Source organism: Bacillus sp. UNC125MFCrub1.1 (assembly GCF_000701305.1).
Taxonomy (GTDB): domain Bacteria; phylum Bacillota; class Bacilli; order Bacillales; family Bacillaceae; genus Bacillus; species Bacillus altitudinis.
Genome location: NZ_JNIG01000009.1, coordinates 419,090 through 446,038 on the forward strand (window position 1 = coordinate 419,090; position 26,949 = coordinate 446,038).

The 26,949-nt window shown below is 42.4% G+C and carries 27 protein-coding genes; 5 read left to right on the plus strand and 22 right to left on the minus strand.

Translation table 11 applies throughout. The features are described from left to right. Positions 1–74: 74 nt before the first annotated feature. Genes hisIE through N521_RS02470 form a run of 8 tightly spaced genes read right to left on the minus strand, consistent with a single transcriptional unit; the run spans position 75 to position 6,510 of the window. A complete protein-coding gene (gene hisIE, locus N521_RS02435; protein ID WP_025208029.1) occupies positions 75–704 on the minus strand; it encodes a bifunctional phosphoribosyl-AMP cyclohydrolase/phosphoribosyl-ATP diphosphatase HisIE in 630 nt (209 codons plus the stop codon). After that, positions 701–1,459, minus strand: coding sequence for an imidazole glycerol phosphate synthase subunit HisF (gene hisF, locus N521_RS02440; RefSeq protein ID WP_035389615.1), 759 nt, complete (start codon positions 1,457–1,459; stop codon positions 701–703). The genes hisIE and hisF overlap by 4 nt, the downstream gene beginning before the upstream one ends. After that, entirely contained in the window at positions 1,456–2,193 is a 738-nt protein-coding gene (gene hisA, locus N521_RS02445; protein WP_017357903.1) for a 1-(5-phosphoribosyl)-5-[(5-phosphoribosylamino)methylideneamino]imidazole-4-carboxamide isomerase, read from the minus strand. Before hisA ends, hisF begins: the two co-directional genes overlap by 4 nt. Then, entirely contained in the window at positions 2,190–2,828 is a 639-nt protein-coding gene (gene hisH, locus N521_RS02450) for an imidazole glycerol phosphate synthase subunit HisH (protein WP_035389617.1), read from the minus strand. The genes hisA and hisH overlap by 4 nt, the downstream gene beginning before the upstream one ends. Beyond that, complete coding sequence (gene hisB, locus N521_RS02455; RefSeq protein WP_017357901.1) at positions 2,828–3,412, minus strand: imidazoleglycerol-phosphate dehydratase HisB; 585 nt, start codon at positions 3,410–3,412, stop codon at positions 2,828–2,830. Before hisB ends, hisH begins: the two co-directional genes overlap by 1 nt. After that, positions 3,409–4,698 carry a histidinol dehydrogenase gene (hisD, locus tag N521_RS02460; RefSeq protein WP_035389619.1) on the minus strand — a complete coding sequence of 430 codons (1,290 nt, stop codon included), beginning with the start codon at positions 4,696–4,698 and terminating at the stop codon, positions 3,409–3,411. Before hisD ends, hisB begins: the two co-directional genes overlap by 4 nt. Then, entirely contained in the window at positions 4,695–5,342 is a 648-nt protein-coding gene (gene hisG / locus N521_RS02465) for an ATP phosphoribosyltransferase (protein ID WP_007500071.1), read from the minus strand. The genes hisD and hisG overlap by 4 nt, the downstream gene beginning before the upstream one ends. Next, positions 5,335–6,510 (minus strand): ATP phosphoribosyltransferase regulatory subunit, encoded by a 1,176-nt coding sequence (locus N521_RS02470; RefSeq protein WP_035389621.1) that lies wholly within the window; start codon positions 6,508–6,510, stop codon positions 5,335–5,337. Before N521_RS02470 ends, hisG begins: the two co-directional genes overlap by 8 nt. Positions 6,511–6,739: 229 nt before the next feature. Here N521_RS02470 and N521_RS02475 point away from each other — a divergent pair, with 229 nt between their 5' ends. After that, positions 6,740–7,531, plus strand: coding sequence for a C39 family peptidase (locus N521_RS02475; protein ID WP_017368114.1), 792 nt, complete (start codon positions 6,740–6,742; stop codon positions 7,529–7,531). 31 nt (positions 7,532–7,562) lie between these two features. Here the strand turns inward: N521_RS02475 and N521_RS02480 are convergent, their stop codons facing one another. The 7 genes from N521_RS02480 to hprK all read right to left on the minus strand — a co-directional run bounded on the left by N521_RS02480 (position 7,563) and on the right by hprK (position 12,688). Continuing rightward, complete coding sequence (locus N521_RS02480) at positions 7,563–8,204, minus strand: NAD(P)-dependent oxidoreductase (protein ID WP_035389623.1); 642 nt, start codon at positions 8,202–8,204, stop codon at positions 7,563–7,565. Between the two features lie 87 nt (positions 8,205–8,291). Continuing rightward, positions 8,292–8,720 (minus strand): Rrf2 family transcriptional regulator, encoded by a 429-nt coding sequence (locus tag N521_RS02485; RefSeq protein WP_003213266.1) that lies wholly within the window; start codon positions 8,718–8,720, stop codon positions 8,292–8,294. Positions 8,721–8,789: 69 nt separating this feature from the next. Then, a complete protein-coding gene (locus tag N521_RS02490; protein ID WP_008348165.1) occupies positions 8,790–9,308 on the minus strand; it encodes an acyltransferase in 519 nt (172 codons plus the stop codon). Position 9,309: 1 nt separating this feature from the next. Next, positions 9,310–9,960 (minus strand): pyrophosphatase PpaX, encoded by a 651-nt coding sequence (gene ppaX / locus N521_RS02495; protein WP_035389626.1) that lies wholly within the window; start codon positions 9,958–9,960, stop codon positions 9,310–9,312. Beyond that, complete coding sequence (locus tag N521_RS02500; RefSeq protein ID WP_035389628.1) at positions 9,957–10,901, minus strand: nucleoside recognition domain-containing protein; 945 nt, start codon at positions 10,899–10,901, stop codon at positions 9,957–9,959. Before N521_RS02500 ends, ppaX begins: the two co-directional genes overlap by 4 nt. Before the next feature lie 18 nt (positions 10,902–10,919). Then, on the minus strand, positions 10,920–11,744 hold the full coding sequence (gene lgt / locus N521_RS02505; protein WP_008348168.1) for a prolipoprotein diacylglyceryl transferase: 825 nt from the start codon (positions 11,742–11,744) through the stop codon (positions 10,920–10,922). An 11-nt stretch (positions 11,745–11,755) separates the two neighbouring features. After that, positions 11,756–12,688 (minus strand): HPr(Ser) kinase/phosphatase, encoded by a 933-nt coding sequence (gene hprK, locus N521_RS02510; RefSeq protein WP_003212943.1) that lies wholly within the window; start codon positions 12,686–12,688, stop codon positions 11,756–11,758. A gap of 176 nt (positions 12,689–12,864) precedes the next feature. On the opposite strand from hprK, the gene nagA reads away from it, so the two are divergent. Genes nagA through N521_RS02525 form a run of 3 tightly spaced genes read left to right on the plus strand, consistent with a single transcriptional unit; the run spans position 12,865 to position 15,524 of the window. After that, the gene (gene nagA / locus N521_RS02515) at positions 12,865–14,055 is read left to right on the plus strand and encodes an N-acetylglucosamine-6-phosphate deacetylase (RefSeq protein ID WP_035389630.1); all 1,191 of its coding nucleotides are present in this window, start codon (positions 12,865–12,867) and stop codon (positions 14,053–14,055) included. Then, positions 14,055–14,780, plus strand: a complete 726-nt coding sequence (gene nagB, locus N521_RS02520) for a glucosamine-6-phosphate deaminase (RefSeq protein WP_035389633.1) — start codon at positions 14,055–14,057, stop codon at positions 14,778–14,780. The genes nagA and nagB overlap by 1 nt, the downstream gene beginning before the upstream one ends. 18 nt (positions 14,781–14,798) lie before the next feature. After that, positions 14,799–15,524: a GntR family transcriptional regulator gene (locus N521_RS02525; RefSeq protein ID WP_017357890.1), complete on the plus strand. Its 726-nt coding sequence runs from the start codon at positions 14,799–14,801 to the stop codon at positions 15,522–15,524. Positions 15,525–15,550: 26 nt separating this feature from the next. Here the strand turns inward: N521_RS02525 and N521_RS02530 are convergent, their stop codons facing one another. The 5 genes from N521_RS02530 to N521_RS02550 form a co-directional block, all read right to left on the minus strand. Continuing rightward, positions 15,551–19,405, minus strand: a complete 3,855-nt coding sequence (locus N521_RS02530; RefSeq protein WP_035389635.1) for a lamin tail domain-containing metallophosphoesterase family protein — start codon at positions 19,403–19,405, stop codon at positions 15,551–15,553. A 94-nt stretch (positions 19,406–19,499) separates the two neighbouring features. Further along, on the minus strand, positions 19,500–19,886 hold the full coding sequence (locus tag N521_RS02535; protein ID WP_007500042.1) for a phage holin family protein: 387 nt from the start codon (positions 19,884–19,886) through the stop codon (positions 19,500–19,502). Then, positions 19,887–20,081 (minus strand): PspC domain-containing protein, encoded by a 195-nt coding sequence (locus tag N521_RS02540; protein ID WP_008348183.1) that lies wholly within the window; start codon positions 20,079–20,081, stop codon positions 19,887–19,889. A gap of 6 nt (positions 20,082–20,087) precedes the next feature. Further along, positions 20,088–21,179, minus strand: a complete 1,092-nt coding sequence (locus tag N521_RS02545; RefSeq protein ID WP_007500040.1) for a DUF4097 family beta strand repeat-containing protein — start codon at positions 21,177–21,179, stop codon at positions 20,088–20,090. Between the two features lie 11 nt (positions 21,180–21,190). Beyond that, positions 21,191–21,526, minus strand: a complete 336-nt coding sequence (locus N521_RS02550; RefSeq protein ID WP_008348186.1) for a hypothetical protein — start codon at positions 21,524–21,526, stop codon at positions 21,191–21,193. 197 nt (positions 21,527–21,723) lie between these two features. Here N521_RS02550 and N521_RS02555 point away from each other — a divergent pair, with 197 nt between their 5' ends. Further along, a complete protein-coding gene (locus N521_RS02555) occupies positions 21,724–21,954 on the plus strand; it encodes a hypothetical protein (RefSeq protein ID WP_008348188.1) in 231 nt (76 codons plus the stop codon). A gap of 32 nt (positions 21,955–21,986) precedes the next feature. Here N521_RS02555 and uvrA read toward each other — a convergent pair whose 3' ends face one another. Further along, complete coding sequence (uvrA, locus tag N521_RS02560) at positions 21,987–24,863, minus strand: excinuclease ABC subunit UvrA (RefSeq protein WP_035389637.1); 2,877 nt, start codon at positions 24,861–24,863, stop codon at positions 21,987–21,989. Between the two features lie 7 nt (positions 24,864–24,870). Next, a complete protein-coding gene (gene uvrB, locus N521_RS02565; protein WP_035389639.1) occupies positions 24,871–26,856 on the minus strand; it encodes an excinuclease ABC subunit UvrB in 1,986 nt (661 codons plus the stop codon). Between the last annotated feature and the right edge of the window lie 93 nt (positions 26,857–26,949).

The following is a 26,949-nucleotide window of genomic DNA, read 5'->3' on the forward strand; positions in this document are numbered from 1 at the left end:
GTCACATAGAACAAAAGGAAAGGAAGGATTTGTTTTTCATTTAAAAGCAAAAAGCTGGGGGTACCCCCAGCTTTTCATTCCCCTTGATGGCGCTTTTTCAATACCTTTAATACATCATCAAGAGGCAGCTGCTGTTCACGTAATAACACAAGAAGGTGATACAGGAGATCTGCTGTTTCCCATTTCAATTCTTCTTGATCTCGGTTCTTCGCTGCAATGATAACTTCAGAAGCTTCTTCCCCTACCTTTTTCAGGATTTTGTCGACTCCTTTTTCAAATAAATAGGTTGTATACGCTCCTTCTGGCATTTCCATCTGCCGTTTCGCAATGACCTGTTCCAGTTCATTTAAAATAGCAAAGCGGTCTTGTTCTCCCCTTTGCTGTTTCACGCCCTCTTCTGAAAAACAGCTATAGCTGCCTGTATGGCAGGCTGGGCCGCTTGGTGTCACTAGAACAAGCAGGGCATCTTGATCACAGTCATAGCGAATAGATGTAACACGCTGGGTATGTCCAGATGTGGCTCCTTTGTGCCAAAGCTCATTTCTCGACCGGCTAAAAAACCATGTTTCCCCTGTCTCTAATGTTTTTTCATAGGATTCTTGATTCATATACGCCAAAGTAAGAACTTCCTTGCTTTGAGCATCCTGTACAATGGCAGGAATGAGACCTGCATCATTAAAGGTTAATTCGTTTGCCTGTTTCATCTTACCTTCACCCCGTGTTCTCTCAAATATGTCTTCACCTCTTGAATTGAGGTTTCTTTATAATGGAAAATAGAGGCTGCGAGTGCGGCATCAGCTTCACCTTTCGTAAAAGCCTCCAGCATATGCTGCGCATTGCCAGCACCTCCTGAAGCAATAACTGGCACTGTGACTGCTTCTGATACAAGCCTCGTCAAACGATGCTCAAAGCCCGTTTTCTCACCATCGGCATCCATGCTAGTCAGCAAGATCTCGCCTGCTCCTCTTCGCACGGCTTCTTTCGCCCAGTCACTCACTTCTAAATCCGTTTGACGGCGTCCTCCGTGCGTATAGACCATGTATGCTTGTTTCTCTTCATCGTATTTCGCATCAATCGCAACAACGATGCACTGTGAACCAAAAAAGTCGGCTCCTTCTGTTATTAGCTCCGGTCTTAAAACAGCCGCTGTGTTCACAGACACCTTGTCTGCCCCCGCTCTTAATATACGCTTCATGTCATCAAGGTGGTTAATCCCGCCGCCCACCGTGAACGGGATAGCGAGAGTGGATGCCACTTGTTTGACCACATCCACCATCGTTTTTCGGCCTTCATGAGAGGCAGATATATCAAGAAAGACGAGTTCATCCGCACCTTCCTCGTCATAGATCTGCGCTAATTCGACCGGATCACCAGCATCCTTCAAACCTAGAAATTGGATCCCTTTGACAACACGCCCTTCCTTTACATCAAGACATGGAATGATTCGTTTTGTCATCATATGCTGTCAAGCCCTTCAAACGCTTCAGCTAAAGTAAATTGCTTTGTGTACAGCGCCTTGCCAATGATGGCACCAGACACACCTGTCTGCTTTTGGGCTGACAGCTTTTGCAGATCACTCACTGCACTGACACCACCTGAGGCAATGACTTGTTTGCCAGTTGCTTCTGCTAATCGAACCGTACTTTCCACATTTGGACCAGACAGCATGCCATCCATTTGAATATCCGTGAAAATGAAGACCTCTGCGCCTTCCTTTGCCAGTTCCTGACCAAGTTCCTCCGCCTTCACTTCCGACGTTTCAAGCCAGCCTTCAGTCGATACAAAACCGTTTCGTGCATCAATGCCAATGGCGATTTTCTCCCCATATTGCGCCAGCATTTTTTTCACAAAAACCGGGTTTGACACCGCTGAACTGCCAAGAATGACTCTTGATACGCCATTGTTTAAATAAAATGCAACATCTTCTTCTGTCCGAATGCCGCCGCCAATTTGGACATTCACATCTAATGAGGAAGCAATCGATAGCACATGCTCGTGATTCACGCGTTTTCCTGCTTTTGCGCCATCTAAATCAACGAGATGTATCCATTTCGCTCCTTCATTTGCAAACCGTCTCGCCATGTCTAACGGTGAATCTCCATAAATGGTTTCTTGGTCATAGTCTCCTTGCACAAGTCGTACACATTTGCCATTTCTCATATCAATTGCTGGATATAATGTAAAATCACTCATTTGCTCACCCTCTGTTCGTTTGCTAATTGAATAAACTGTTTCAACAGTGCCATTCCTGTTGTACTGCTTTTTTCAGGGTGAAACTGCGTTCCAAACACATTCCCCTTCCCAACAACGGCAGGTACTTGAACACCATAGGGCGCACTTGCCAATAGGTCTTCTGGATTCATGCCGTTCACATAATAAGAGTGAACAAAGTATGCAAATCCTTCCGGCACACCGTCAAATAATGGTGACGGCTGGTGAAATGCTAGCTCGTTCCAGCCCATATGAGGCACCTTCAGCCTTTGTCCATCCTGATCACGATCCTTCAAAAGAACGACACGTCCTTTTAAAAGGCCTAGCCCTTTTGTTTTTCCTGCTTCTTCACTTTCTTCAAACAACAACTGCATGCCAAGGCAAATGCCAAATAACAGCTTTCCTTCCTGCACGACTTGGTGGATAAACGCCTCAAGTCCTGTCTGTCTTAACAGCTGCATCGCATCACGAAATGAACCGACTCCTGGCAAAATGTACGCATCTGCCTTTTTCAGCTCCTCTGCTTCAGAAGACACGATATAAGACGCTCCTGCTCGTTCCAGTGCTTTTGATACGCTAAACAAATTTCCCATTCCATAGTCAATGACGCCAATCATTAGAGCATCCCCTTTGTCGACGGAATCCCTTTCACACGCGGATCAATGGTTGTTGCTTCATCTAAGGCGCGTGCCATCGCTTTAAAAATGGCTTCAATCATATGGTGGGTATTGGTTCCATAGTGAACGATCACATGCAGATTGATTCGTGCTTCAAGGGCAAATTTCCAAAGAAACTCATGAACCAGCTCCGTATCAAAGGTGCCGACCTTCTGACTCGGGAAATCCGCTCTCATTTCCAAATGAGGACGATTACTTAAATCCACGACGACTTGGGCGAGAGTTTCATCCATTGGAACAAAACTAGAGCCGTAGCGCTTAATTCCTTTCTTATCCCCGAGCGCTTCTTTCAACATCTGCCCAAGCACAATGCCAATATCTTCTGTTGTGTGGTGATCATCGACATCTGTGTCTCCTTTTGCATCTACAGTTAAGTTAAAGTGTCCGTGCTTCGTGAATAAGTCGAGCATGTGCGTCATAAAAGGGACATCGGTCTGAATATCCGCTTTTCCTTCACCATCAATCTCTAGCGCTAACGAAATGTTCGTTTCATTTGTCTGTCTCGCTGTTTCCGCCTGTCTCATTTTGATTCCTCCCGCTTTCTCGCTTCAATCGATCTTGCATGTGCTTCAAGCCCTTCTAATCTTGCAAAAGCCGCAATGCTTTCCTTATGTGTTTCGAAGGCTTCTTTGCTATATGAAATGATGCTCGTTTTCTTTTGGAAATCCGTGACACCAAGCGGACTGGAGAATCTTGCCGTCCCGTTTGTTGGTAGCACATGGTTCGGTCCTGCGAAGTAATCCCCTACCGGCTCTGGGCTGTAACGCCCTAAGAAAATTGCTCCAGCATGCTTGATTTGACCAAGTAGTGATTCTGGATACGCCGTCAGCACTTCTAAATGCTCTGGGGCTAACTGGTTCACGATATCAACTGCACGATCCAAAGATTCTGTCACGTAAATATAACCATGGTCTTGAATAGATTGTGCTGCGATTGATTTCCTTGGCAAATTATCAAGCTGCGCTTGCACCTCTGCTTGCACTGCTTCAGCCAATCCTTTAGATGGTGTCACCAAAATACTAGATGCCAATGCATCATGCTCTGCCTGTGAAAGCAAATCAGCTGCCACCTCATGTGCAGTTGCCGTTTCATCTGCTAAAACAGCAATTTCACTTGGGCCCGCAATCATATCAATGTCTACTTGACCAAATACTTCCCGTTTGGCAAGTGCTACATAAATGTTTCCTGGACCGGTGATTTTATCAACAGGCTGGATACTGTCCGTTCCATATGCAAGAGCGGCTATCGCCTGAGCACCACCCATTTTGTACATTTCTGAAATGCCCAGCTCCTTCGCTGCTACTAGTACAGCGTCAGATAGACGACCGTCTTTTCCTGGCGGTGTCACAAGGACAATTCGCTCAACGCCGGCAACAAGTGCCGGGATCACATTCATTAAAACAGATGATGGATAGGCGGCCGTTCCGCCTGGGACATATACACCGACCGCATCGAGCGGTGTTACTTTCTGACCTAGCATTGAGCCGTCCTTTTGGTGATAAAACCAAGAGGAGGTTAGCTGACGCTCGTGGTATGTTCGAATATTCCGGATCGCCGTTTTGATGATTTGGATCATCTCCGGGTCCAAACGTTCGTAGGCTTTTGTCTTTTCATCCTCCGTCACAAGTGGCTGTTCAATAGAGACACCGTCAAATTGCTTCGTGAAAGACCGTACGGCTTCGTCACCATTTTTTCTCACTTCTTCGATAATCCGCTGAACAGCCAGTCGCTGCTCTTCCGTTCCTGTATCTAGAGAACGCTTGAGTGAGAGAGTGTCTGTCTCACCTTCTTGTATGTAGGTGATGTTCATGATGTTTCCTCCCCTTCTCCTTCGATGATTCTTGCCAGACGCTGCGCCATTTCATCGATTACCGCATCCTTCATTCGATAGCTCACAGGATTGACAATAAAACGTGACGTAATGTCACAAATATGTTCCGTTTCGACAAGTCCATTTTCCTTAAGTGTTTGACCGGTGGAGACAATGTCAACAATTCGATCGGCAAGTCCGATGAGCGGTGCTAATTCAATGGAACCATTTAGCTTAATGATCTCCACCTGCTCACCTTGTTCTCTAAAATAAGAAGAAGCGACATTTGGGTACTTTGTGGCCACACGCGGTGCGACACCGCCCCAGCTGGCTCCCGGCAAGCCCGCTACAGCTAAATGACATTTGCTAATGTTTAAATCGAGCACTTCGTACACATCCCGTGCTTCTTCAAGCATGACGTCTTTGCCTGCAATGCCCACATCCGCTACACCGTGCTCTACATATGTCGTCACATCCATTGGCTTCGCTAAAATAAAGCGGAGATTTTCTTCCGGTACATCAATGATTAATTTTCTTGAATCTTCGAATTCCTCCGGCAGCTGATATCCAGCCTGTCTTAATAGCCCTGCTGCTTCTTCAAATATCCGTCCCTTTGGCATTGCCATTGTCAACACTTTACCCATTTTGCTCTTCCTTTCTAGCGCCGATAAAATAAGTCACTTGTTCAAATGCCTTGGTCATGGCATCGATATTTTCAATACCTGCTAAGTCTTGGAGAACAATCCTTTTGCCCTTTGTCCGCTCTTTTTCTGCAAAATCAAATGCTTCAAGCCGTTGTTCTTTACTAAAAATCACAGCCTCTTGGGGCTCATTTATTTCTTTTGCGTCGAGCGCCTCAAGAAGACGGTCTAATCGAAGTCCGAAGCCTGTAGCGGGTGCGGGTGCATCAAAGTGAGCAAGCAATTGATCATACCTTCCTCCACTTCCGATCACAGACCCAACATGATCTGCAAATACTTCAAACAAAATTCCCGTATAGTAGCTCATATGACTGACCATGCTTAAATCCAAACGGATATATTCTGTACAGCCGTAATCTTCAAGTGTCTCCCACAGCGCCTTTAACTCCGCCAGCACTTCTTTGCCCTCTTGTGAGACCACAATTTCTTCAGCCTGCTGGGTCACTTCTTGACCGCCGCGCAGCTCTAATAGCTGGAGCAGCCTTGTTTTATCGATGGATGAGAGAGGCAATTGTTTGACATGCTGCCTGTATCCCACATAATTCTTTTCATATAAAAATCGGCGCAATACGTTCGCCCGCTCTGTATTCCCTAGTACATCTAAAAACAAGGTCTCAGCCAAAGCCACATGCCCAATCGCAATTTTGAAGGATTGAAGTCCGGCATTTTTTAATGCAAACACGACAAGCGCTATGACTTCAGCATCTGCACTAATCGAACCATCACCGATCAATTCAATACCGACCTGCTCAAATTCAGAAGGTCTTCCGCCTTCTCTTTCCTGTGCCCGAAACACGTTGGTTGCATAACCGACTCGAAGCGGATATGCCTGTTCGTGAAGCTTTGAGGCCGCCACTCTCGCAATTGGTCCCGTCATATCAGGTCTAAGCACAAGGGTTTGACCATTTTGATCAAGAAGCTTAAACAACTGCGTATCTGTAATCGCTGATTGAACACCGACTGTATCGTAAAATTCAAGCGTTGGCGTTTCCATTAAACGATAACCCCAACCATTCATGACCTCTGTTAAAGAATGCCTAACCCTTTTCTTCGTCTCATACAATCCTGGTAATGAATCTCGCATACCATATGGTTTTTCAAACATGAACATGTTCCGCACCTCCAACACATTAAAACAAAAAATTCCGAATCCTTTAGTTCGCTAATATGATAATATGCTAACAAAATAAAGTGATTAAATCAATCATTTTTATTTTCCCCTTTTTTCCTTAATCATTTGTTCATATATTACATTAAAATGACACCTAATCCTTTTTGATCTCTTTGCTTTAGGAACATGCTATAATACTTAAAAATATTGAATAACACAGGAGATTACAGTGAAATTCATCCAGACATTAATCTTAACTTTGTTGTGCGCATGTCTTGTTTATTTCGGCTTTATTTTCATTTCACAATTCGACCAAGTCAAGAAAACAACGTCACCGCAAGAAGCCAAAGAAAAAGAAAATGATACCGCACTAGCAGCAGAAGAAACACGTTCTACGAAAAAAACAGAAACGACACATTCTAGTTTAAAAGGAAATAAAAAAGCCATGGACGTCATCCTCTTTAATCAAATGGATGCACCAAAGCTTTATAACGGATGCGAAGTCACGAGCTTAGCCATGCTTCTTCATTACAGCGGCTATGAGCATATAACGAAAAACGCATTGGCAAACGAGATTAAGCGTGTCCCGCTCAATTATGAGAATGGCTTAAAAGGAGACCCTCATGACGGGTTTGTAGGCGATATGGAGAATGGGCCAGGTCTTGGTGTGTATCATGAACCCATTTATCAGCTTGCGAAAAAATATGTAGGTAATCAAGCCGTTGACTTAACCGGCAAGCCAGTCAAAAAGGCCATCTATCAATCACTTGAAAAAGGTTATCCTGTCTGGGTCATTACCACTTCGACCTTTGCCAAAACAGATAATATTGAAACATGGAATACACCAAATGGGAAAATAGATATCAGCTTTAATATGCACAGCGTGGTCATCACTGGCTATGACAAAGATCACGTCTACTTAAATAACCCATACGGAGAGAAGAATCAAAAAGTCGATCGTGAACAGTTTGAGGATTCTTGGAAACAGATGGGCAGCCAGGCGATTATCATTAAAGCATAAAACCCCGCTAAATAGCGGGGTTTTTATATTCTTATTCTGCTTCAGAAACCACAGTAAAACGTTCTCCAACATGAGCAGCTTGTTCTATCTCATCGACAAGCGCAACGGCGTAGTCAGCATAACTCACATAGCTGTCACCCTTCGAATTAACGATAAGATGGTCTTTGCCTTTCACATAAGCACCTGTCCGTTTGCCTGCTGGATTAAAGAAGGCTGCTGGACTTAAAAATGTCCATTTTAATCCTTCGGTCTTTTGAAGATCTTTTAAGTTTTCTCCTTGGTGTGAAGCAGTAGCAAAGTATTCCTTTGGAAACTCCGGTGTGTCCATCAGTCTAGTTGTTTTGGCCTCATCTACAAATAAACTTCCAGCGCCTCCCACAACGATTAAACGCGTTTCTGGTGTCTCTTTTAAGAGATGAATGAGTTTTTTTCCTGCTTCTACATGAAGGTGCTCTTGTCCTGCTGGGGCACCAAATGCATTTACGATCACATCAAAACCTTTGACGTCTCCTGCCTCTAAGTGAAAAACATCCTTTTCTAAAACAGCTGCTGATGAATTGGTCACTTTTTGCGCATCTCGAACGATTGCCGTTACTTCGTGCCCTCTCGATTGAGCTTCTTTTAAAATGTGTTGTCCTGCTTTACCTGTTGCGCCAATGATTCCAATGTTCATGTAAATTCCTCCTACAATATATTGTTATTTTGATCACTTAAGATGTAACCGAAATAGTTACAACAGAGGTAAAAAAAATTGAATAGATCATCCAATTTTTTTGATTAAAACCTGCGTTAGTTCACTTAATTTAATCTCAGCAAGCACTTGCTCCATCGCACTTTGAGCACGGCACAAAATTAATTCTAGTACAGCTTGAATATTGGCACCGATCGGACAGTCAGGGTTTGGGCTTTCATGAATTTGAAACAACTCTCCCTCATCCACCACTTCAACCGCTTTATACACATCGAGCAGTGTGATGTCATCCTCACTTCGGTTCAATTGAGAACCGCCTTTGCCAAGACTCGTTGAGATTAGGCCTGCTTTTTTGAGCTTACTCATGATACGGCGAATCACCACTGGATTTGTATTGACACTTCCTGCGATATCCTCCGATGTCTGTAAAGAACCTTTTTCAAGTGATAGCAAGGCCAGAATATGGACAGCGACAGTAAATCTGCTGCTGATTTTCATGTTTTCTCACCTCTGTTGTAATCATTATAGTTACACCATGTTAGAATGTCAACAAAAAAGTCTGCCGAGCTACTCAGCAGACGAAGATTGACGTGCTTCCATTTCCTCTTTCGTATAAATCATCCGCATTGGATTTCCTCCAACAAAGGAGCCTGCCGGAACATCTTTGTTCACAAGAGTTCCCGCCGATACAATCGCACCATCACCAATTGTCACTCCAGGTAGGATCGTTGAATTTGCTCCAATTAACACTTCATCACCAATATAGACTTCCCCAAGCCTATACTCTTTAATCAAATACTCATGGGACAAAATGGTTGTGTTATAGCCAATCACACTATTTCGACCGACAGTGATTTTCTCAGGAAACATGAGATCGACCATCACCATTAAAGCAAACGCCGTATCCTCCCCGACTTTCATTCGAAGGAAGGTGCGATAAATCCAATTTTTCATTCCCATAAAAGGCGTATACCTTGCCAGTTGAATAAAGATGAAGTTTTTCACAACCTTGAGAAAGGGGACCGTCCGATAGACTTGTCTAAGCGAATTAACCCCTTTGACAGCATAACGATCTGTTTTTCTCAACTTAATCAGCTCCAACAATCGCCAAGAGATCACTCATTTTCTGCAGCATATAATCTGGGCGATGCTTTAACAGGGCTTCTTCTCCCTTAATAGACCAAGCAACACCTGCTGTTTTCGTCCCTGCCGCTTGACCAGATAAAATGTCGTGATAATTATCACCAACCATGATCGCCTCATGCGGATCACTGCCGAGCTTGGATAATGCCAGTTGAACTGGTTCTGGATGCGGCTTTTCATTTTGTACATCATCAAGTGTGACAATGACCTCAAAAAATGGCTCCAATCCAGTCAGCTTTAATCCCATTAAGACCGTATCACGGATTTTTGTTGTCACAATACCAAGCTTAAATCCCTGATCCTGAAGAATTTTCAACGTGTCTAACACCGTCTCATACTCCGTCACAAGCAGATCATGCTGTTCATGATTAAACGTTCGATACATCTGGATCATATCATCTGTCAGATTCGGATCCATTGCAGAGAATGTACCAAATAATGATGGACCAATGAAATGAAGGATATCCTCACGGCTGTATTGACCAGGGTAATAATGATCAAGCGTATGCTGAAATGAAGCAATAATTAATTCATTTGTATTGATTAATGTGCCATCTAAATCAAATAGCACTGTGTTAATAGTTGATTGGTTCATATAGCTTCCTTTCTAACAGCTGCATGTTCCCGCCTCCGCCAAATATAGCTGATGGCAGCTGTCAATAAAATAGCAGAAATAAGGCGAATAAGAAGAAGCGGCCATACTGGAATACCTAATGGAATGAAAATGAGTGTATCTTCGACCACCGCATGACACGCCACAAGGAAAATGAAAGCAAGCGTTAAATCCTTTTTGCTGACACCGTCCTCTTCCACTGCCTTCATCATGACGCCTGCCCCGTAGGCAAGACCAATGGTTAAACCAGCCACCATCGTCATAGACGTATTTTCTTTCATTCCAAGCATTCTCGTAAAAGGAGACAGCCACTTAGACAGCGTATGGAGCCACCCTAAGTCTCTCATGAATTGAATGATGATCATGAGAGGAATGACAATACAAGCTAGCTGCAGCACACCAAGAACAGCTTTCTGTAAAGCAAGAAGTACGATCATATACCAGCTAGAAGGCACATCAGCCGACTGAGCAGCTGTCAGCAAACCATATTGCGCCGGCTCCTCGCCTCCCTGCCATACGAGATGAATGACAACTGCTGACACGACGGCAAGACTGATTCTGACTAGCAAAATGACAGACACCCGCAGCCCAACCTTCGCCGCCACTGTTGATTCGATGATCAAGTTGTGACAAAAAGAGAGCATGACCGCTAAAATGAACACTTCCTTCACCGGGAGCTCTAATGTCAAGATGGCTGCAATACCCGCATACAAGTTCAGCATATTTCCTAAAACAAGCGGAATGGCCGCTTCCCCTGAAAGACCAAACAGACCCATAAATGGACGGATGAATTGTATCATCCAATCCATCACAGGTGTATGCTGCAAGATACTAACGAGAATGGTAACCGGAAAAATGACTTTTCCAAGTGTCCAAGTTGTCGATAACCCTGCTTTCAAGCCGTTTTTCCATGTCTCCCCCATCTCTTATCCCCCTTGCTCTTAATTTGATGAGTTGTTCTCTTTATACGGTATAGATGCATATCCCTTGATTCTTCTAAACACAATCAGCAAAACAGCCACTGCAAATATAGCAATTGAAATCATCTGTGCAATTCGAAGGTGCTCAGTCAGCATTAAGCTGTCTGTTCTCATTCCTTCAATGAAGAAACGACCGATTGAATACCAGATTAAATACGACAAGAACATTTCGCCTCGACGCAATGATGTTCTACGTAATAAGATTAATATCAAAACGCCTGCGATATTCCATAATGATTCATATAAGAACGTAGGGTGATAGTAGGTCCCGTCAATGTACATCTGATTAATAATAAACTCAGGCAGGTGCAAATTTTCTAAAAAGGCTCTTGAAACAGCCTCACCATGTGCTTCCTGATTAATAAAGTTCCCCCAGCGCCCGATGGCTTGCCCTAGTAAAATACTAGGCGCTGCGACATCGGCGATTTTCCAAAAGGACACCTTTCTCACTTTAGTAAAGACAATCGCTGTCAGCACCGCCCCTATCAGTCCACCATGTATGGCAATTCCGCCATTCCAAATCTTGATGATTTCATTTGTGTGCTGCTGATAATAATCCCATTCAAAGGATACATAATAAATTCGTGCACAAATAATGGCGATAGGAATGGCAAATAAGATGAGATCAATAAACATATCTTTATTGATGCCTCTTTTTTCACACTCCCTTAATGCGAGCCAGAGTCCAAGCAGCGCTCCGACCCCAATAATCACACCATACCAATGAACCGAAATAGGTCCGAGCTGAAAAGCAATCGGATCAATTGGTTGAATTGCTTCATTCATATAGACAGCTCCTATTCATCCTGGCCATTGTCTTCAATGACATCGGCAAGTTTACTTGTAAATTGTTCCGCTGCATTATGTCCCATTCGTTTCAATCTGAAGTTCATAGCAGCTACCTCGATGATGACCGCTAAATTTCGTCCCGGACGTACAGGGATGGTCAGCTTGGGTACATCTGTATCGATGATCCGCATTTTTTCTTCCTCAAGTCCTAAACGGTCATACTGTTTGCCTTGTTCCCAAAGCTCAAGGTTCATAACAATCGTAATTCTCTTATAGCTTCTGACAGCGCCCGCTCCAAATAAGGTCATCACATTAATAATGCCTAATCCACGGATTTCTAGAAGGTGCTCAATCAGCTCTGGTGCGCTTCCAACTAACGTATCCTGATCCTCTTGCCTGATTTCCACGCAATCGTCTGCAACCAGCCTGTGTCCTCTCTTCACTAGTTCTAAAGCCGTTTCACTTTTACCTACGCCACTTTTTCCAATTAACAGCACACCTACACCATATACATCCACGAGTACGCCATGAATCGCAGTCGTTGGTGCAAGCTTGCTTTCTAAGAAGTTCGTTAATCGACTCGAAAGTCTTGTCGTCTTTAAGCTTGAGCGTAAAACCGGCACTCCATTTTCGTTTGAAGCTTCGATCAATTCCTTTGGTACTTCACGATCTCGTGACAAAATGATGGCAGGGGTAATATCTGTACAAAGAGACATCATCCTCTGCTTCCGTTCGCGTTCTGGGAGCTGTTCAAAAAAAGAAAGCTCTGTCTTCCCTAAAAGTTGAACTCTTTCTTTTGGGTAATATGTAAAATATCCAGCCATTTCAATACCTGGTCTGGAAAGATCACTGATTGTAATGGGACGATTAATCCCTTCTTCCCCACTTACCAGTTCAAGATGAAATTGTTCCATTATGTCCTTCGTACGAACTTTCGGCACGCTTCTTCCTCCTTTTATCGCAGGCGTTTCAGAAATACAGCTCTATTTTATCACTTTCAATGATGAACCCAAAATAGTATTTTATCCTGATCCTGTTTCTTCACATTTACTGGTATAGACAACTATACTTAAAAAAGGTAAACTGAATCTAACGACGAGAATAAGGGGGCACAATCATGAGCAGTTCTTTATTGCTCTCCAATATTCATATTGTGACAAAGACAGAAATCATTGAAAACGGTTTTGTCGGTTTACGCGATGGCAAAATCGACTATATTTCAACATCACCGCCGACAGGAAATTATGAAAAAGTATATATTTCCCGGGAAAACTTTTATTTACTCCCCGGAATGATTGATATTCACATCCATGGGGGATATGGTGCAGATATGATGGATGCCACACCAGAAGCCATGAATACACTTGCTGATCACTTACCCGCAGAAGGAACGACAAGCTTTTTAGCAACAACCATTACACAAAATCACCAAGAGATTGAGCAAGCACTTAAAAATGTCGCACAGTGGAGACCCTATAATAAAAAGCAAGCTGGAAGTCAGGCACAATGTTTAGGCATTCATCTAGAAGGTCCTTTTATTTCTAAAGATAAAGCTGGAGCGCAGCCTGCTCAATGGATTACACAGGCTAACCTTCCTCTTTTTGAGAAATGGCTGAGTGCATCTGATCAGCTGATTCGAATTGTCACTTTTGCACCTGAGGAAGATACTGATTTTGCATTTCTTTCCCTGCTAAAAGAAAAAAATATCATTCCTTCTATTGGACATACAAATGCTCCTCATGACATGATTGAACTAGCAGCAAAGCACGGCGCGCGTCATGTCACGCATCTTTATAATGCGATGAGTTCATTTCAGCATCGTGAGCCAAATGTTGCAGGGGCTGCGCTTACAAACGAAAAGCTTTTGACTGAGCTGATTACAGATGGCATTCATTCACATCCTCTTTCCGTAAAGCTTGCGTATTTGGCAAAGAGTAGTGAACGTTTGATCATGATTACAGACTCAATGCGTGCAAAAGGACTTGGAGAGGGAACCTACGAATTTGGCGGACAGACTGTGACAGTCAGCGGTGAAAAAGCATTGCTAGCAGATGGAACACTTGCAGGATCGATTTTACAAATGAAAGATGGGGTAAAACGTATGAGACAGATCACACAATGTGGATGGATAGAAATTGCTCAAATGACCTCAACAAATGCAGCCACTCAGCTCGGGATCGATCATCAGCTCGGTTCGATCGAAGTTGGAAAACTGGCAGACTTGGTCATTTGGGATGAAGCTGGCGAACTCATGATGACGATCTGCCATGGACAAATCGTTTATGAAAAAAAGGAGGCCACACACTGATGAACATCATCGAATTTGCAGATAAAGATCAATTAGGAAAAGCAGCAGCTGCTTTCATTGCACGTACCATTAAATCAAAAACAGATGCGGTTCTCGGTCTGGCAACTGGCGGTACACCAATTGATACTTATAAAGAGTTAATTCAGTTGCATCAAACAGAACAATTGTCTTTCAAACAAGCAAGAACAGTGAATCTGGATGAGTACGTGGGAATTGATCCAAATCATGAAAATAGTTATATGACTTACATGAAGCGTCATTTATTCGACCATATTGATCTCCCATCAGATCAATATTTCCTCCCCAATGGTGCTGCTGCTCACTTGGAAGAAGAGTGCTTAAGGTATGATCAGCTCATTGAAGATTTAGGGGGTATTGATCTTCAGCTACTTGGTATCGGACAAAATGGACATATCGGGTTTAATGAACCTGGTACTCCTTTTGACTCAAAGACGCATGTCGTCCAATTAGATGAACACACTCGCCAAGCCAATGCAAGGTACTTTTCTTCTATAGATGAGGTACCTACACATGCCATTACAATGGGAATTGCAAGCATTCTTTCAAGTAAAAAAATTCTCCTTCTCGCATCAGGAAAATCAAAAGCGGACGTGATACAATATTTAGAACGAACTGAAATTCACCCAGACTTCCCTGCATCTGCTCTGAAACTTCATGAAGATGTGACGATTTTTATTGATCGAGAAGCTGGTTCACTACGCTAAACACGAGAGGATTTTCACATGTTTATTGATAAGCAGTCACCTATCCCCATGTACCATCAGATTATGGAGAACTTGAAAAAGCAGATTGAGGATGGAACGTTAGCACCTGATACACTCATTCCTTCTGAAAGAGAATATGCCGAACGCTTTGGTATTAGCCGAATGACTGTCAGACAAGCCTTATCGAACCTTGTGAACGAAGGATATTTATACCGGCAAAAAGGAAAAGGAACATTTGTTAGCCGAAAGAAATTTGAACAACCGCTTCAGGGCTTAACAAGCTTTACAGAAGATATGCGTCAACGTGGGCTTAAAGCTTCAAGTCAGTTGATTGATTTCAAAAAAGTCGCATGCCCAGAGCACTTGCTGCAATCATTACAGCTGTCGAACAGTGAAGATGTCTATGAATTAAAACGAATCCGCCTTGCAAACGATGAACCAATGGCTATTGAAACGAGTTATATTCCTGAAAAATTTGCTGGCGAGCTCACAAAGGAACATTTAACTGGATCTTTATATGAATATATAGAAGCGAACACAGGTCTAACCATCGCCCATGCCAAGCAGGAGCTTGAAGCCAATGTTGCATCAAAGGAAGAAGCTAACGTGCTGTCTATTTCATTAGGGGACCCTGTTCTCTCCATTGCAAGAACAACTTATTTTCAAAATGACCTTCCATTCGAGTATGTCATGTCCGTTTATAGAGGGGATCGATACAAGCTCACTCACACAATGGAAAGATAAAACTGTGCTCTTGAAAGCACAGTTTTTTATTTCCTAAGAAATGTTGATTGATCATCATTTTTTGTATGAATTTTCCATATAGGAGAAATCGCTTTCCCTTCGAAACGGTCTTTTGCGACAGTGTACCAATAATATTCTTGATTTGGCTTTAACCCTTTCCATTCAAAGGTTGCTTTTTTACCACTTTTCACACCTTTGACTTCTCCAAGAAGAACGTTTGTGTAGACATTCAATTCAAAATAATTGGTTTTAACGGATTTCATTTTTGGTGTTAAATCGACATCAATTGAAAATTCATCTTGATCTCCATACGTTTTTGGATCATAAAAATGTTCTTGATTCAAGTAGGGTGAGTATGTGGTGAAATGAAGTTTATTTTTTTCTTGATCTGCAGTGATCAGCCGCATAAAACCTTGACCGCCTTCAGGACCTGACTGGTAATCTGCAAGGATTTGATATACTTTTCTGTCCACTTTTCCATCATGATCATCGTCAATCTCATCTACTTTTCGACTGGCTCCGTGGTAGTGGCCACTAAATACTGCGACAATATTCGGGTGACGTTTTACCACTTGATGGAAGATCAAATCTCCAATTGGGCTTCGATTGCCGCTCACTAACAAATACTCATGGAAATTTAAAATGACAATTCGATCTGGATGTTCAGAAATGACTCGATTTAACCAGTCAATCTCATTTTGCTTGATCCCCCAGCCCATATACACCATCATATAATCATTGCCACCAGCAGAGATAAGATCATAATGACCTCGATTGTTTTGATAGGGTTCACCGTAATACGGCTTGTCTTCAAAGCGTTTCGCTCCAAAATATCTCCCATATTCCCTATAATGGCCGTCTTTGTGCCTGACATCATGATTACCAGCTAATACACCGTAAGGAATATGATGCTGATCTAACACACGCATAAATGTATCGGCACGATTCCACTGCTTATCCTTTGAATCATCCACAATATCACCTGTATGGAACACATATTGAATATTTAATGGGTCCCTTTGATCTCTGATCCACTCGACCATTTTTTTGAAGATATGAGGATAACTTCTGGCATAATATTGAGTATCAGACATCCACACCATCTTATAAGGCTTTAACGTCTTACTGATCTCATCTTGTACAAGCAAATCAAACGTTTGATTTTTCATATACTGTCTGACTGACAGCAGCCCTTTCAGGTAAAATTCCTTTTCATCCTTGGCAAAGTGATGAGTGATTTTATCCCACTTTTCTTGCTGATGATTCCAAGCGTACATCGTTACCTTTCTCCCTGATAATGAGCTTCCTTTCCATACAGCCTCGACAACATCCTTTTCACGTACATCGTGATGAACCTTGATTTGAAAGCGATGATAAGGAAAATGCTGTAGATCTTTCGTTTCCACTGATTTACCATCAGCAAATGCAATGCGATTTCTTTCTCGATTAGAAAAAATCATTTCACCTGTTTCATTTAAATGTTTTGGCGGCTCTGTTTCCGCTGCATATTTGAAAATCTTCATGGACGGATGCAGCGATGTATATTGATAGGCACGGTAAAAGGAGTAATCTAACTGATCATTAGTAGGATCATTGGTTAGCACTGTTTGCTTAGATGATTCCTTTTTTGTCCTATCTGACACTCTCTCTGGCGTTTCAGGGTGTTCATGTACCGTCTTAAAAACCTTTTTCAAAGTTGATTTGTTTCCAGCGGCATCTTTTGCTTTTATCTTCAACGTGTGCTCCCCAGGTTCTAATTCGCTAGAGGACGTTTGATAAGGCAAAGAGATCGGTTTTCCATCTAAATATGCCTTCATCTCCGCTATGTCACTCCAACGATCCGTCACCTTTGCCTTTAACGTAAAGACGCCTTTATATTGGTCATTTGCCTGTATATTACTCTTGATTTTCGGACCCGTGTTATCGACTTTCACACGTACAGATTGAGATTCGTCTGCGGTTTTAGCCTGAACAACATGTACTCCTTCTTTCAGCCTTCTTGTATCCCACTGAATATAGCTTGAAGCATATGCTTGCTTCGGGATTTGAAACTGAAATGCTCTTACTTTCTTAGCGCTTCCACCGTCGCCCATTTTCCATTCCTCATGCTGGCTCGCATTTAGAGGCAGAATTTGAGTTCCATTCGATAAAATCATCTGGACATTTTTCAATTCAAAATCATCGTGATTTTCTCCAGGAAATCGGTCAAACGGCGATGACTTCGTCCCAGCATGGAATGATATCGTTTGTGGACCTGCCTTTTCTAAGTGTTTTTCTGGTATTGGTATCGTATAGGTGCGATACACTTTTGTCGAATCATCAAAAATGGAAAGTAAGTGCTTACCTATAGACACACCATTCTTAAAATATAAATTTGTCCCTTTGACATCAAATGCAAGATATGGATCTGCTTCAAGTGCAGGGAATACTTGTCGAATCGGTTTTCCATCTATCATTAATTTTATACTTTTTTTCTGATCTGCTGTTGCTTTTAAGTGAAATACGCCAGAAACCGTATCTCCTTCTTCTACATTCAATCGAAGGCCGTGAGCTTTGCTTACTTGTTCCACATCAATTGTTTTTTTCATTGTCATTGCTTGATTTTCGCCGTCTGACGCTTCAATCTGATATTCCAATCGTTCTTTACCGATGAGCTCAGGTGAATAAATAATATGGTGAAACAGCCGATCATTATGATCCTTTTGAAGCAGCACCTCTTTAAAATCTTCATGACGATTGGTTCGATATCGCAATTTGACCGTTTTGACGGACTGATCATCCTGCACATCTGCTCTCATTTCAATGCCTTCAGTTGGTTTTATCGGTTGATTGTCTGTCATATCTTCGATCACAGGTTTATGAACATCTTGTGATATTTCTTTTTTTTCAGTTGGAATTTGTGCTTTTAACACTTTTCCGGGTGTCGGCTCTTCCTCCACTTTCGAGATCAGCTTCATTTGTGTCGTACCATCCATTGGATACTTGAACAGTAACGATCTGTGCTCGCTAAACAATGAAGGCTTTAAACGATAGGATGCTGACGATACCTCTTCTCCTATATTTGTTGTGATAGAGACAAGGCGTGATTTAGAATTGGACAATCCTTTACTCTCAATGACCGATAGATGCTCGCCCTCTTTTAAATGGCTTTTGTACATCGCATTAAAGTCCGCTACCGTTAAATGCTCCTGCCCTTTTTTTCTAAGCCAAAATACGTACGGTTTCCCAGGAGAAATGGTGATCGGACTTGTGTGAAATGAATATATATCATCCATCTCCACGCCTTGCGCTGGATTGCGATAGCGAAGCTGGTAATGTCGAAGTGAAATGGGTGCATGTGTTGTGTTATACACCTCGATGAATTCAAAAGCATCCTTGCCTTTGCGGTTTTTTGAATTCACGACGATTTCTGTCATCAATAGCTCAGGAATTTGTGAGAGATCCTCTTCAAATCCGTTTAAGTGAACTGCTTGTTCGGTTGTTTTGATGACAGACTTCTGCGTCAAGAATTCTGTATAGTAATGAACTGTTGGATTCCACAATTGATCTGTCGGGATTTTCGCTGTAAATTCTGGTTTCATCCCCGGCAATCGTTCCATTGGGATCAATCGATATCCTAGCTCATCACTCTGTTTATAGTACAAGTTTGCAGACAAAATTTGCTCTGACTGACTAATAGATGCCCGAAATTGAAGATCACGTTTTTTTCCTTGAACCGGACGGACATCAACTTGAAATTGATCAAAGATAAAAGGTGAAAAGGGCTTATTTCGTATGTTCACTTGTGTTTGTGTCAAAGATCCTGCTGAAGCAGGCTGACTGAAACAAAAAAGAATGCTCAAAAAAAGCAAAAGAATGATTTGTCTGCTCACATTCACCATCGTGCACCGCCTCCCTTCGAATATTGTGTCTCCTGAAGACGGTTTTTATGACAGATGGAACGGGGAAACGATATAAATTCACACAAAAAAACCGTTAGCTTTTTTTCGCTAACGGTTCCACGATTCCTTTCTGTATGAGCAGATGGAAAATGGATAAAATGACAGCCATCCAAATGGCCGTTCCAAACCCATCAATGTTAAAACTATCTCCCATAAAGCTTGAGGTCATCATCAGTGTGATGGCATTAATGACAAAGAGGAACAATCCTAGTGAAAGTACTGTCACTGGCAGCGTTAAAATGATCAAAAACGGCTTCACTAAAATATTGAGCAAGGACAAAATAATACTTGCTACAATCGCTGCGCCAAAACCTTCAATATACACACTACCAAGGCCTGGCAGAATGCCTGAATCAAAATATCCAGCAATGACGATTAAAAGTAATGCATTGACGAAAATACTTACGATCCATCTAAGCATTTAGTTAGTGCCTTCTTCCGGAACAACAAAATACCAGATGAAGTAGATCAAGAATATCGGCATAAATGCTGTCATAAATCCGATGATCACCGTTAAAATACGAAGCAGGGATGCATCGACACTTAAGTATTCAGCAAGTCCACCGACAACACCCGCTATTTTTTTATCTGTCGCTGAACGATAAAGCTTCTTCATGTAGAATCACTCCTTGTCTGATTGGTGCTTTACTTGGATTGAGCCTGTTTTTGTTTCTGCAAAAATGGATATATTGTGCTCCGCCTGTTGATTGGCTTTGATCATTTTCTCTTTTTGCAGCGTTTCATTTTTCTCTTTAATCATATTTGCATCAAGCAGCTCATGAGAGATCGATCCGAGATTGCTTTTCAGCTCCGCAGTCACTGCACAAGCACGCGGAATCTGAACGTCCACACTGCCTGTTGTCGTTTTTGCATAGATCGAACGGCATTTCTCATCTGACAGCTGAACAGCAATGTTCCCATTGAAGCTCTGTGCATCAATTGATTCACTTTTCCCGCGCAGGTCAATGAGCCCATTAATGGTTTCTACTTCAATCATACCACACTCGTGATCAGCCAGTTTGATTTGTCCATTTGCTGTTTCAATTCCGACTTTTTCTGCTTGTAAAGAGGCAAAAGAGACGACGCCATTTGTTGTTTTTGCAGCCAGTTCTTTTGTCTTTAGCTTTTCCCCGCGAATCGGTCCATTAAACAGTTTGACTTTGATCTTATCGTATTGGATACGTGGTACATACAGGGTGACATTGACCTTCATGGTCTTCTTTTCAGTTCGGATAAAAAATTTGTCCCCTTCAAGCCCGCAATCCAGATGTTGAAGAAATTGCTGTCTGGCCTGCTCTCCATCCTCTGCACGGTAAATTTTCGCATGACACTCTGCCCGAACATCCCCATCATCCCAAGGCATCAAATTGAGACTGCCGTTTGCCAATTGAATATCTAAATGAGATAGTGCCGCGTCTTTGAATTGAAAAATGTGTTCAACGTCGACGGACTGTCCAAAGTTCAAATCAAGATCGACATCTTTGACCTTTTTCACCGCCGAATCTAACCATCCAAACAGCTTTGCACCGAGGTTTTCAGTACCAGTTCCTTTATTCTCTGTGCCAGCTTTTTCTTCATGAAAGGTATGATCAGCCGTTGATTTTTCTAGTGAAATGGACTGATTTTCTTCTAATTTTTCAAGTAGCGTAATTGCTTCTTTTGCAGATAATGTCCCGTCTTCTACTAATTTTAAAATGCGTTCTTTTTCATTCATACAAAGCCCTCCTACGATTTGATGGATTGAAGCACTTTAATACCTTGAATGATATTCCAAATGACAGAGATCAAAAAGCCAATGGCGACTAAAAAGGACAAGATAAGTACGGTGAACACTGGAACGAGTGAGTCGCTTGCCTGTGTCGTCAATAAAAAGGGGATAGCTCCAAAAACCAGCAGCACACACGCTGCGACTGGCAAAACATGTGACCACAATGCACGCAGCGAATGCCGTTTCGTTTCCTTTTGATCCACTACAAAATATGCCACGATCGGCACAATAAACGGCATGAAAAATACACTAAAATAACAAATAGATGCAATGATCGACTGATCTCTGTTCATATATATTCGCTCCTTCATGATGAAAATTCCTTTCTAACTCATACGTTTATGGCGTATAAAAAGTTTCAAACTCATTCGATTTACATATGACCTTAGACACAAATTATTTCTTTTTGCACCTAAGTGTAGATTCTTCATGGATTACCCTTTAAAATATGTTGAAAAGATGGTGATTATCATTATAGGGGGTAATTATTTTGACAGATCATCATAATGCTAACCACACGGCACAAACGCTTTTAGACCTTATACAGAAACAGAAAAGCATGAACAGCGATATGATCAAGGAGCTAGAGGCCATTCATCCGTCTCATCCGAAGTATGGTGATATCCGTTATTTAAAAGTACTGCTCGATAGTAGCAGCACTCATATTTTAAAGGATTTAACGCACCTCAGTAACTTAATGCCAAAGGAAGATGTGCAATAAAAGGAAAACCCCTCTTTCCGAGGGGTTTTTCTTTATGAGGATGTCACACTTTCTGTTTCTTTGACTAACTGTTTCATTCGCTCACGATCACGATCTAAAATCGGTTTTAAGTATCGACCGGTGTAAGAAGCTTCTTCTTTAGCAATGTGTTCAGGTGTTCCTGAAGCAATAATCGTTCCTCCACCAGCACCGCCTTCTGGTCCTAGATCAACAAGGTAATCGGCAGCCTTAATAATATCAAGGTTGTGCTCAATGACCAATACCGTATCCCCGTTTTCGACCAAGCGCTGGAGCACTTTTAACAACCTAGCAATATCATCCACATGAAGACCGGTTGTCGGTTCATCTAAAATATACAAGGATCTTCCGTTTGAACGGCGATGAAGCTCAGATGCCAATTTCACGCGCTGCGCCTCTCCACCAGACAATGTCGTGGCAGGTTGCCCAAGTGTAATGTATCCTAATCCAACATCAAAGATCGTTTGCAGCTTCCGCTTAATTTTCGGGATATTCTCGAAAAATTGAAGTGCGTCCTCTACCGTCATTTCAAGAACATCGGAAATATTTTTCCCTTTATACGTGACCTCTAACGTCTCACGGTTATAACGTTTCCCGTGACACACTTCACAAGGCACGTATACATCAGGTAAAAAGTGCATTTCAATTTTAATAATGCCATCTCCACGACATGCTTCGCAGCGTCCACCTTTCACGTTAAAGCTGAATCTCCCTTTTTTATAGCCTCGTACCTTCGCTTCATTGGTTTGCGCAAAGACATCCCGCACGTCATCAAATACACCTGTATACGTAGCAGGATTGGATCTTGGTGTACGGCCAATTGGAGATTGATCAATATCAATGACTTTGTCTAAGTGATCCATTCCTTTGATTTCTTTGTGCTGTCCTGGCTTCGCTTTTGCTCTGTGCAGTTTTTGGGCAAGGGATTTCAATAAAATTTCATTCACAAGTGTACTTTTCCCTGATCCTGACACACCCGTCACAGCGGTAAAGACACCTAAAGGAAATTTCGCATTCACGTTTTTAAGGTTGTTTTCTTTTGCCCCTTTAATTTCAATGAAGCGGCCGTCAGGCTTTCGTCTCTCAATCGGAAGCGGGATGAATTTCTCACCAGATAAATATTGTCCAGTCAACGATTTTGGGTCCTTCATGACTTCTTCTGGCGTTCCAGCTGAAATCACTTCTCCTCCATGAACCCCTGCACCTGGTCCAATATCAATGAGATAATCAGCGGCAAGCATCGTATCTTCATCATGTTCTACGACAATCAGTGTGTTTCCGATATCACGCATGTTTTTCAATGTCCCAATCAACCGGTCATTATCCCGTTGATGCAGACCAATCGATGGTTCATCTAAAATATAAAGAACGCCTGTCAGTCTTGATCCGATTTGTGTCGCCAAACGAATCCGCTGCGCCTCCCCGCCTGATAATGTGCCAGCAGACCGGCTTAATGTCAGATAATCTAACCCCACATTATTCAAGAAGGACAAGCGCTCTTTGATTTCACGTAAAATGAGCTGGGCAATCTGCAAATCTTTCTCAGACAACTCAATTTTCTCATAGAAATCAAGGGCATCAGATACAGACAAATCGGTCATTTCTCCGATATGTTTGCCATTGATGAGAACCGCAAGCGTTTCTTTTTTCAGGCGATACCCTTTACAGGTCGGGCATGGCTGATTGGCCATATATTTTTCCATTTGCTCCCGAATATAATCGGAGCTCGTTTCCTTGTAGCGCCGTTCAATGTTACGAAGCACACCTTCAAACTCGATTTCATTTTCACGGACCTGGCCAAAATCATTTTCATATTTAAAATAAATCAGCTCAGAGCCGCTGCCATATAAAATTTTATCAAATAAATGCGTCGGAATATCTTTTACTGGAATATCCATGTCAATTCCATAGTGTGTACATACCGCCTCAAGAAGCTGCGGGTAATATTGTGAGCTTTGAGGCTCCCATGGGGCAATGGCATGCTGACGTAAAGTCAAATCCTTATTCGGAATCACAAGCTCTGGATCTACTTCTAGTTTAGAACCAAGCCCATCACAGCTTGGGCAGGCACCGAAAGGGCTATTAAACGAGAACATTCTTGGTTCAAGTTCCCCAATAGAGAATCCGCAGTGCGGACAAGCATGATGCTCACTAAATAACAGCTCCTCTTGTCCAATCACATCAATCATCACACGACCTTCACCAAGTCGGAGTGCCGTTTCAAGAGAATCAGACAACCGTGCCGCCACGCCTTCTTTCACGACAATTCGATCAATCACCACTTCAATGGAATGCTTTTTATTCTTTTCAAGCTCAATCTCTTCTGACAGGTCCTCCATCTCGCCATCAACTCTGACTCGAACGTAGCCCTGCTTCCGAATTTGATCAAGTACTTTCACGTGTGTTCCCTTACGTCCAGATACGATCGGAGCAAGCACTTGTAGTTTCGTTCGTTCTGGATACTCTAAAATACGGTCTGTCATTTGCTCAATCGTCTGTGATGTAATTTCGATCCCATGAATAGGACAAATCGGTTTTCCGACTCGAGCATATAATAGACGCAAGTAATCATAAATTTCTGTAACTGTCCCAACGGTTGATCGAGGGTTCCTGCTTGTCGTTTTCTGGTCAATACTAATCGCTGGAGAAAGCCCTTCAATCGCATCTACATCTGGTTTGTCCATTTGACCGAGAAATTGACGTGCATAGGCCGACAGTGATTCAACATACCTACGCTGACCTTCTGCATAAATGGTATCGAAGGCAAGCGACGATTTTCCCGAACCAGATAAACCTGTAATGACCACTAGCTGATCGCGCGGGATATTGACATCAATATTTTTAAGGTTGTGGGCTCTTGCCCCTTTCACCTCTATTCGTTCCATAGCCATCTGGCATTCATCCTTCCGCTTTTAGCTCTAGCAATAGATCTCTTAATTCTGCTGCTTTTTCAAAATCAAGCGCTTTTGCTGCATCTTTCATTTCCATCTCGACGTTTTCGATCACTTTTTCTCGTTCTTTTTTGCTCATTTTTGACAACTTTGGTGCTGCTTTTGTTTCGTATTCTTCTGAATCCTCATGTACTTTTGTTGCCTTGATCACATCTCGAATCTTCTTATGGATCGTTTGCGGAGTGATACCAAATTTCTCATTATACGCTTCTTGCTGCTCACGTCTCCGCTTTGTTTCTTGTATGGCAATGTCCATTGATTTCGTCATATTGTCTGCATACATGATAACTCGGCCTTCTGCATTTCTTGCAGCACGACCAATCGTCTGGATGAGGGATCTTTCTGAACGTAAAAAGCCTTCTTTATCCGCATCTAAAATCGCCACGAGCGACACCTCTGGAATATCCAAGCCTTCTCGAAGAAGGTTGATCCCTACAAGCACATCATATTTTCCGAGACGTAAATCACGAATAATCTCAATCCGTTCTAGTGTCTTAATTTCTGAGTGCAGATAATTGACCTTGATTCCGATTTCTTTCAGATAATCTGTCAGATCCTCAGACATTTTCTTCGTTAAAGTCGTCACAAGCACACGCTCATTTTTCTCAACTCTTGCATGAATTTCCCCAATTAAGTCATCGATTTGTCCTTCAATCGGACGGACTTCAATGATTGGATCAAGCAAACCGGTTGGACGAATAATTTGTTCCACGACCTCTGGCGTTTTCTCAAGCTCGTATGGGCCAGGTGTTGCGGATACATGCACAATATGGTTAATGTGCTTTTCAAACTCATCAAATGTGAGTGGTCTATTATCAAGTGCTGACGGCAGACGGAATCCGTGATCAACAAGCACTTGTTTTCTTGCCTGGTCCCCATTGTACATGGCGCGAATTTGCGGGATGGTCACGTGTGACTCATCGACAACAATCATAAAATCATCCGGAAAATAATCAAGCAATGTATAAGGTGTTGAACCAGGCGGACGTAAGGTGAGATGTCTTGAGTAGTTCTCAATCCCTGAACAAAAGCCCATCTCTCTCATCATCTCAAGGTCATACCTTGTCCGCTGCTCAAGACGCTGTGCTTCAAGCAGTTTCCCGTTTTCACGAAGCTTTTCCAACTGTTCCTCAAGCTCTTTTTCAATATTAATAATCGCTTTTTCCATCTTTTCTTCTCTTGTGACGAAGTGAGATGCTGGGAAAATAGCAACGTGGTCACGATCACCGAGAATTTCTCCAGTGAGAGCATCTACTTCACGAATACGTTCAATTTCATCACCGAAAAACTCCACTCTGATACAATGCTCATCTCGTGAAGCAGGAAAAATTTCAACGACGTCTCCTCGAACTCTGAAGGTTCCGCGCTGAAAATCTATATCATTACGAGAATACTGAATATCCACAAGCTTACGCAGCAGCTGATTGCGTTCAATTTCCATTTCAGTTCGTAAAGACAGCACAAGCTCTCTGTATTCTTCAGGAGAACCTAAGCCATAAATACAGGACACACTGGCAATGATGATGACATCTCTCCGCTCAAATAATGAGGATGTGGCGGAGTGCCTTAGCTTATCGATCTCATCATTAATGCTGGCATCCTTTTCAATAAATGTATCAGTTTGAGGAACATACGCCTCAGGCTGGTAATAATCATAATAACTCACAAAATATTCGACAGCATTATTCGGAAAGAATTCCTTAAACTCGCTGTATAATTGTCCGGCAAGTGTCTTGTTATGCGCAATGACAAGTGTTGGTTTGTTCACTTCTTTGATCAGGTTGGATACAGTAAAGGTCTTTCCCGTACCTGTAGCACCTAACAGCGTTTGATGCTGTTTCCCCTGATGGATGCCCTCCACAAGCTTTTCAATGGCTTTTGGCTGATCTCCTTGGGGCTGATAGTTAGAAACTAATTCAAAGCGGTCACTCACATCAAAGCCTCCGTTTCGTTACGAAATCTATCTAATGAATATATTATCATAAAAGAACACAAAAATACGAACTAAAGTTCGTGTCTGACTTGA

Bases quoted from the DNA above. Each gene is read 5' to 3' on its own strand.
- hisA (WP_017357903.1), bottom strand. From the start codon at position 2,193: ATGAGTGATTTTACATTATATCCAGCAATTGATATGAGAAATGGCAAA.
- hisF (WP_035389615.1), bottom strand. From the start codon at position 1,459: ATGATGACAAAACGAATCATTCCATGTCTTGATGTAAAGGAAGGGCGT.
- hisB (WP_017357901.1), bottom strand. From the start codon at position 3,412: ATGAGACAGGCGGAAACAGCGAGACAGACAAATGAAACGAACATTTCG.
- uvrA (WP_035389637.1), bottom strand. From the start codon at position 24,863: ATGGCTATGGAACGAATAGAGGTGAAAGGGGCAAGAGCCCACAACCTT.
- N521_RS02545 (WP_007500040.1), bottom strand. From the start codon at position 21,179: ATGAATGAAAAAGAACGCATTTTAAAATTAGTAGAAGACGGGACATTA.
- hisG (WP_007500071.1), bottom strand. From the start codon at position 5,342: ATGGGTAAAGTGTTGACAATGGCAATGCCAAAGGGACGGATATTTGAA.
- N521_RS02485 (WP_003213266.1), bottom strand. From the start codon at position 8,720: ATGAAAATCAGCAGCAGATTTACTGTCGCTGTCCATATTCTGGCCTTG.
- N521_RS02535 (WP_007500042.1), bottom strand. From the start codon at position 19,886: ATGCTTAGATGGATCGTAAGTATTTTCGTCAATGCATTACTTTTAATC.
- hisH (WP_035389617.1), bottom strand. From the start codon at position 2,828: ATGATTGGCGTCATTGACTATGGAATGGGAAATTTGTTTAGCGTATCA.
- ppaX (WP_035389626.1), bottom strand. From the start codon at position 9,960: ATGAACCAATCAACTATTAACACAGTGCTATTTGATTTAGATGGCACA.
- lgt (WP_008348168.1), bottom strand. From the start codon at position 11,744: ATGAATGAAGCAATTCAACCAATTGATCCGATTGCTTTTCAGCTCGGA.
- hisD (WP_035389619.1), bottom strand. From the start codon at position 4,698: ATGAACATCACCTACATACAAGAAGGTGAGACAGACACTCTCTCACTC.
- hisIE (WP_025208029.1), bottom strand. From the start codon at position 704: ATGAAACAGGCAAACGAATTAACCTTTAATGATGCAGGTCTCATTCCT.
- nagA (WP_035389630.1), top strand. From the start codon at position 12,865: ATGAGCAGTTCTTTATTGCTCTCCAATATTCATATTGTGACAAAGACA.
- N521_RS02540 (WP_008348183.1), bottom strand. From the start codon at position 20,081: ATGAAGAAGCTTTATCGTTCAGCGACAGATAAAAAAATAGCGGGTGTT.
- N521_RS02525 (WP_017357890.1), top strand. From the start codon at position 14,799: ATGTTTATTGATAAGCAGTCACCTATCCCCATGTACCATCAGATTATG.
- N521_RS02470 (WP_035389621.1), bottom strand. From the start codon at position 6,510: ATGTTCATGTTTGAAAAACCATATGGTATGCGAGATTCATTACCAGGA.
- N521_RS02530 (WP_035389635.1), bottom strand. From the start codon at position 19,405: ATGGTGAATGTGAGCAGACAAATCATTCTTTTGCTTTTTTTGAGCATT.
- nagB (WP_035389633.1), top strand. From the start codon at position 14,055: ATGAACATCATCGAATTTGCAGATAAAGATCAATTAGGAAAAGCAGCA.
- N521_RS02550 (WP_008348186.1), bottom strand. From the start codon at position 21,526: ATGAACAGAGATCAGTCGATCATTGCATCTATTTGTTATTTTAGTGTA.
- N521_RS02480 (WP_035389623.1), bottom strand. From the start codon at position 8,204: ATGAACATTGGAATCATTGGCGCAACAGGTAAAGCAGGACAACACATT.
- N521_RS02500 (WP_035389628.1), bottom strand. From the start codon at position 10,901: ATGGGGGAGACATGGAAAAACGGCTTGAAAGCAGGGTTATCGACAACT.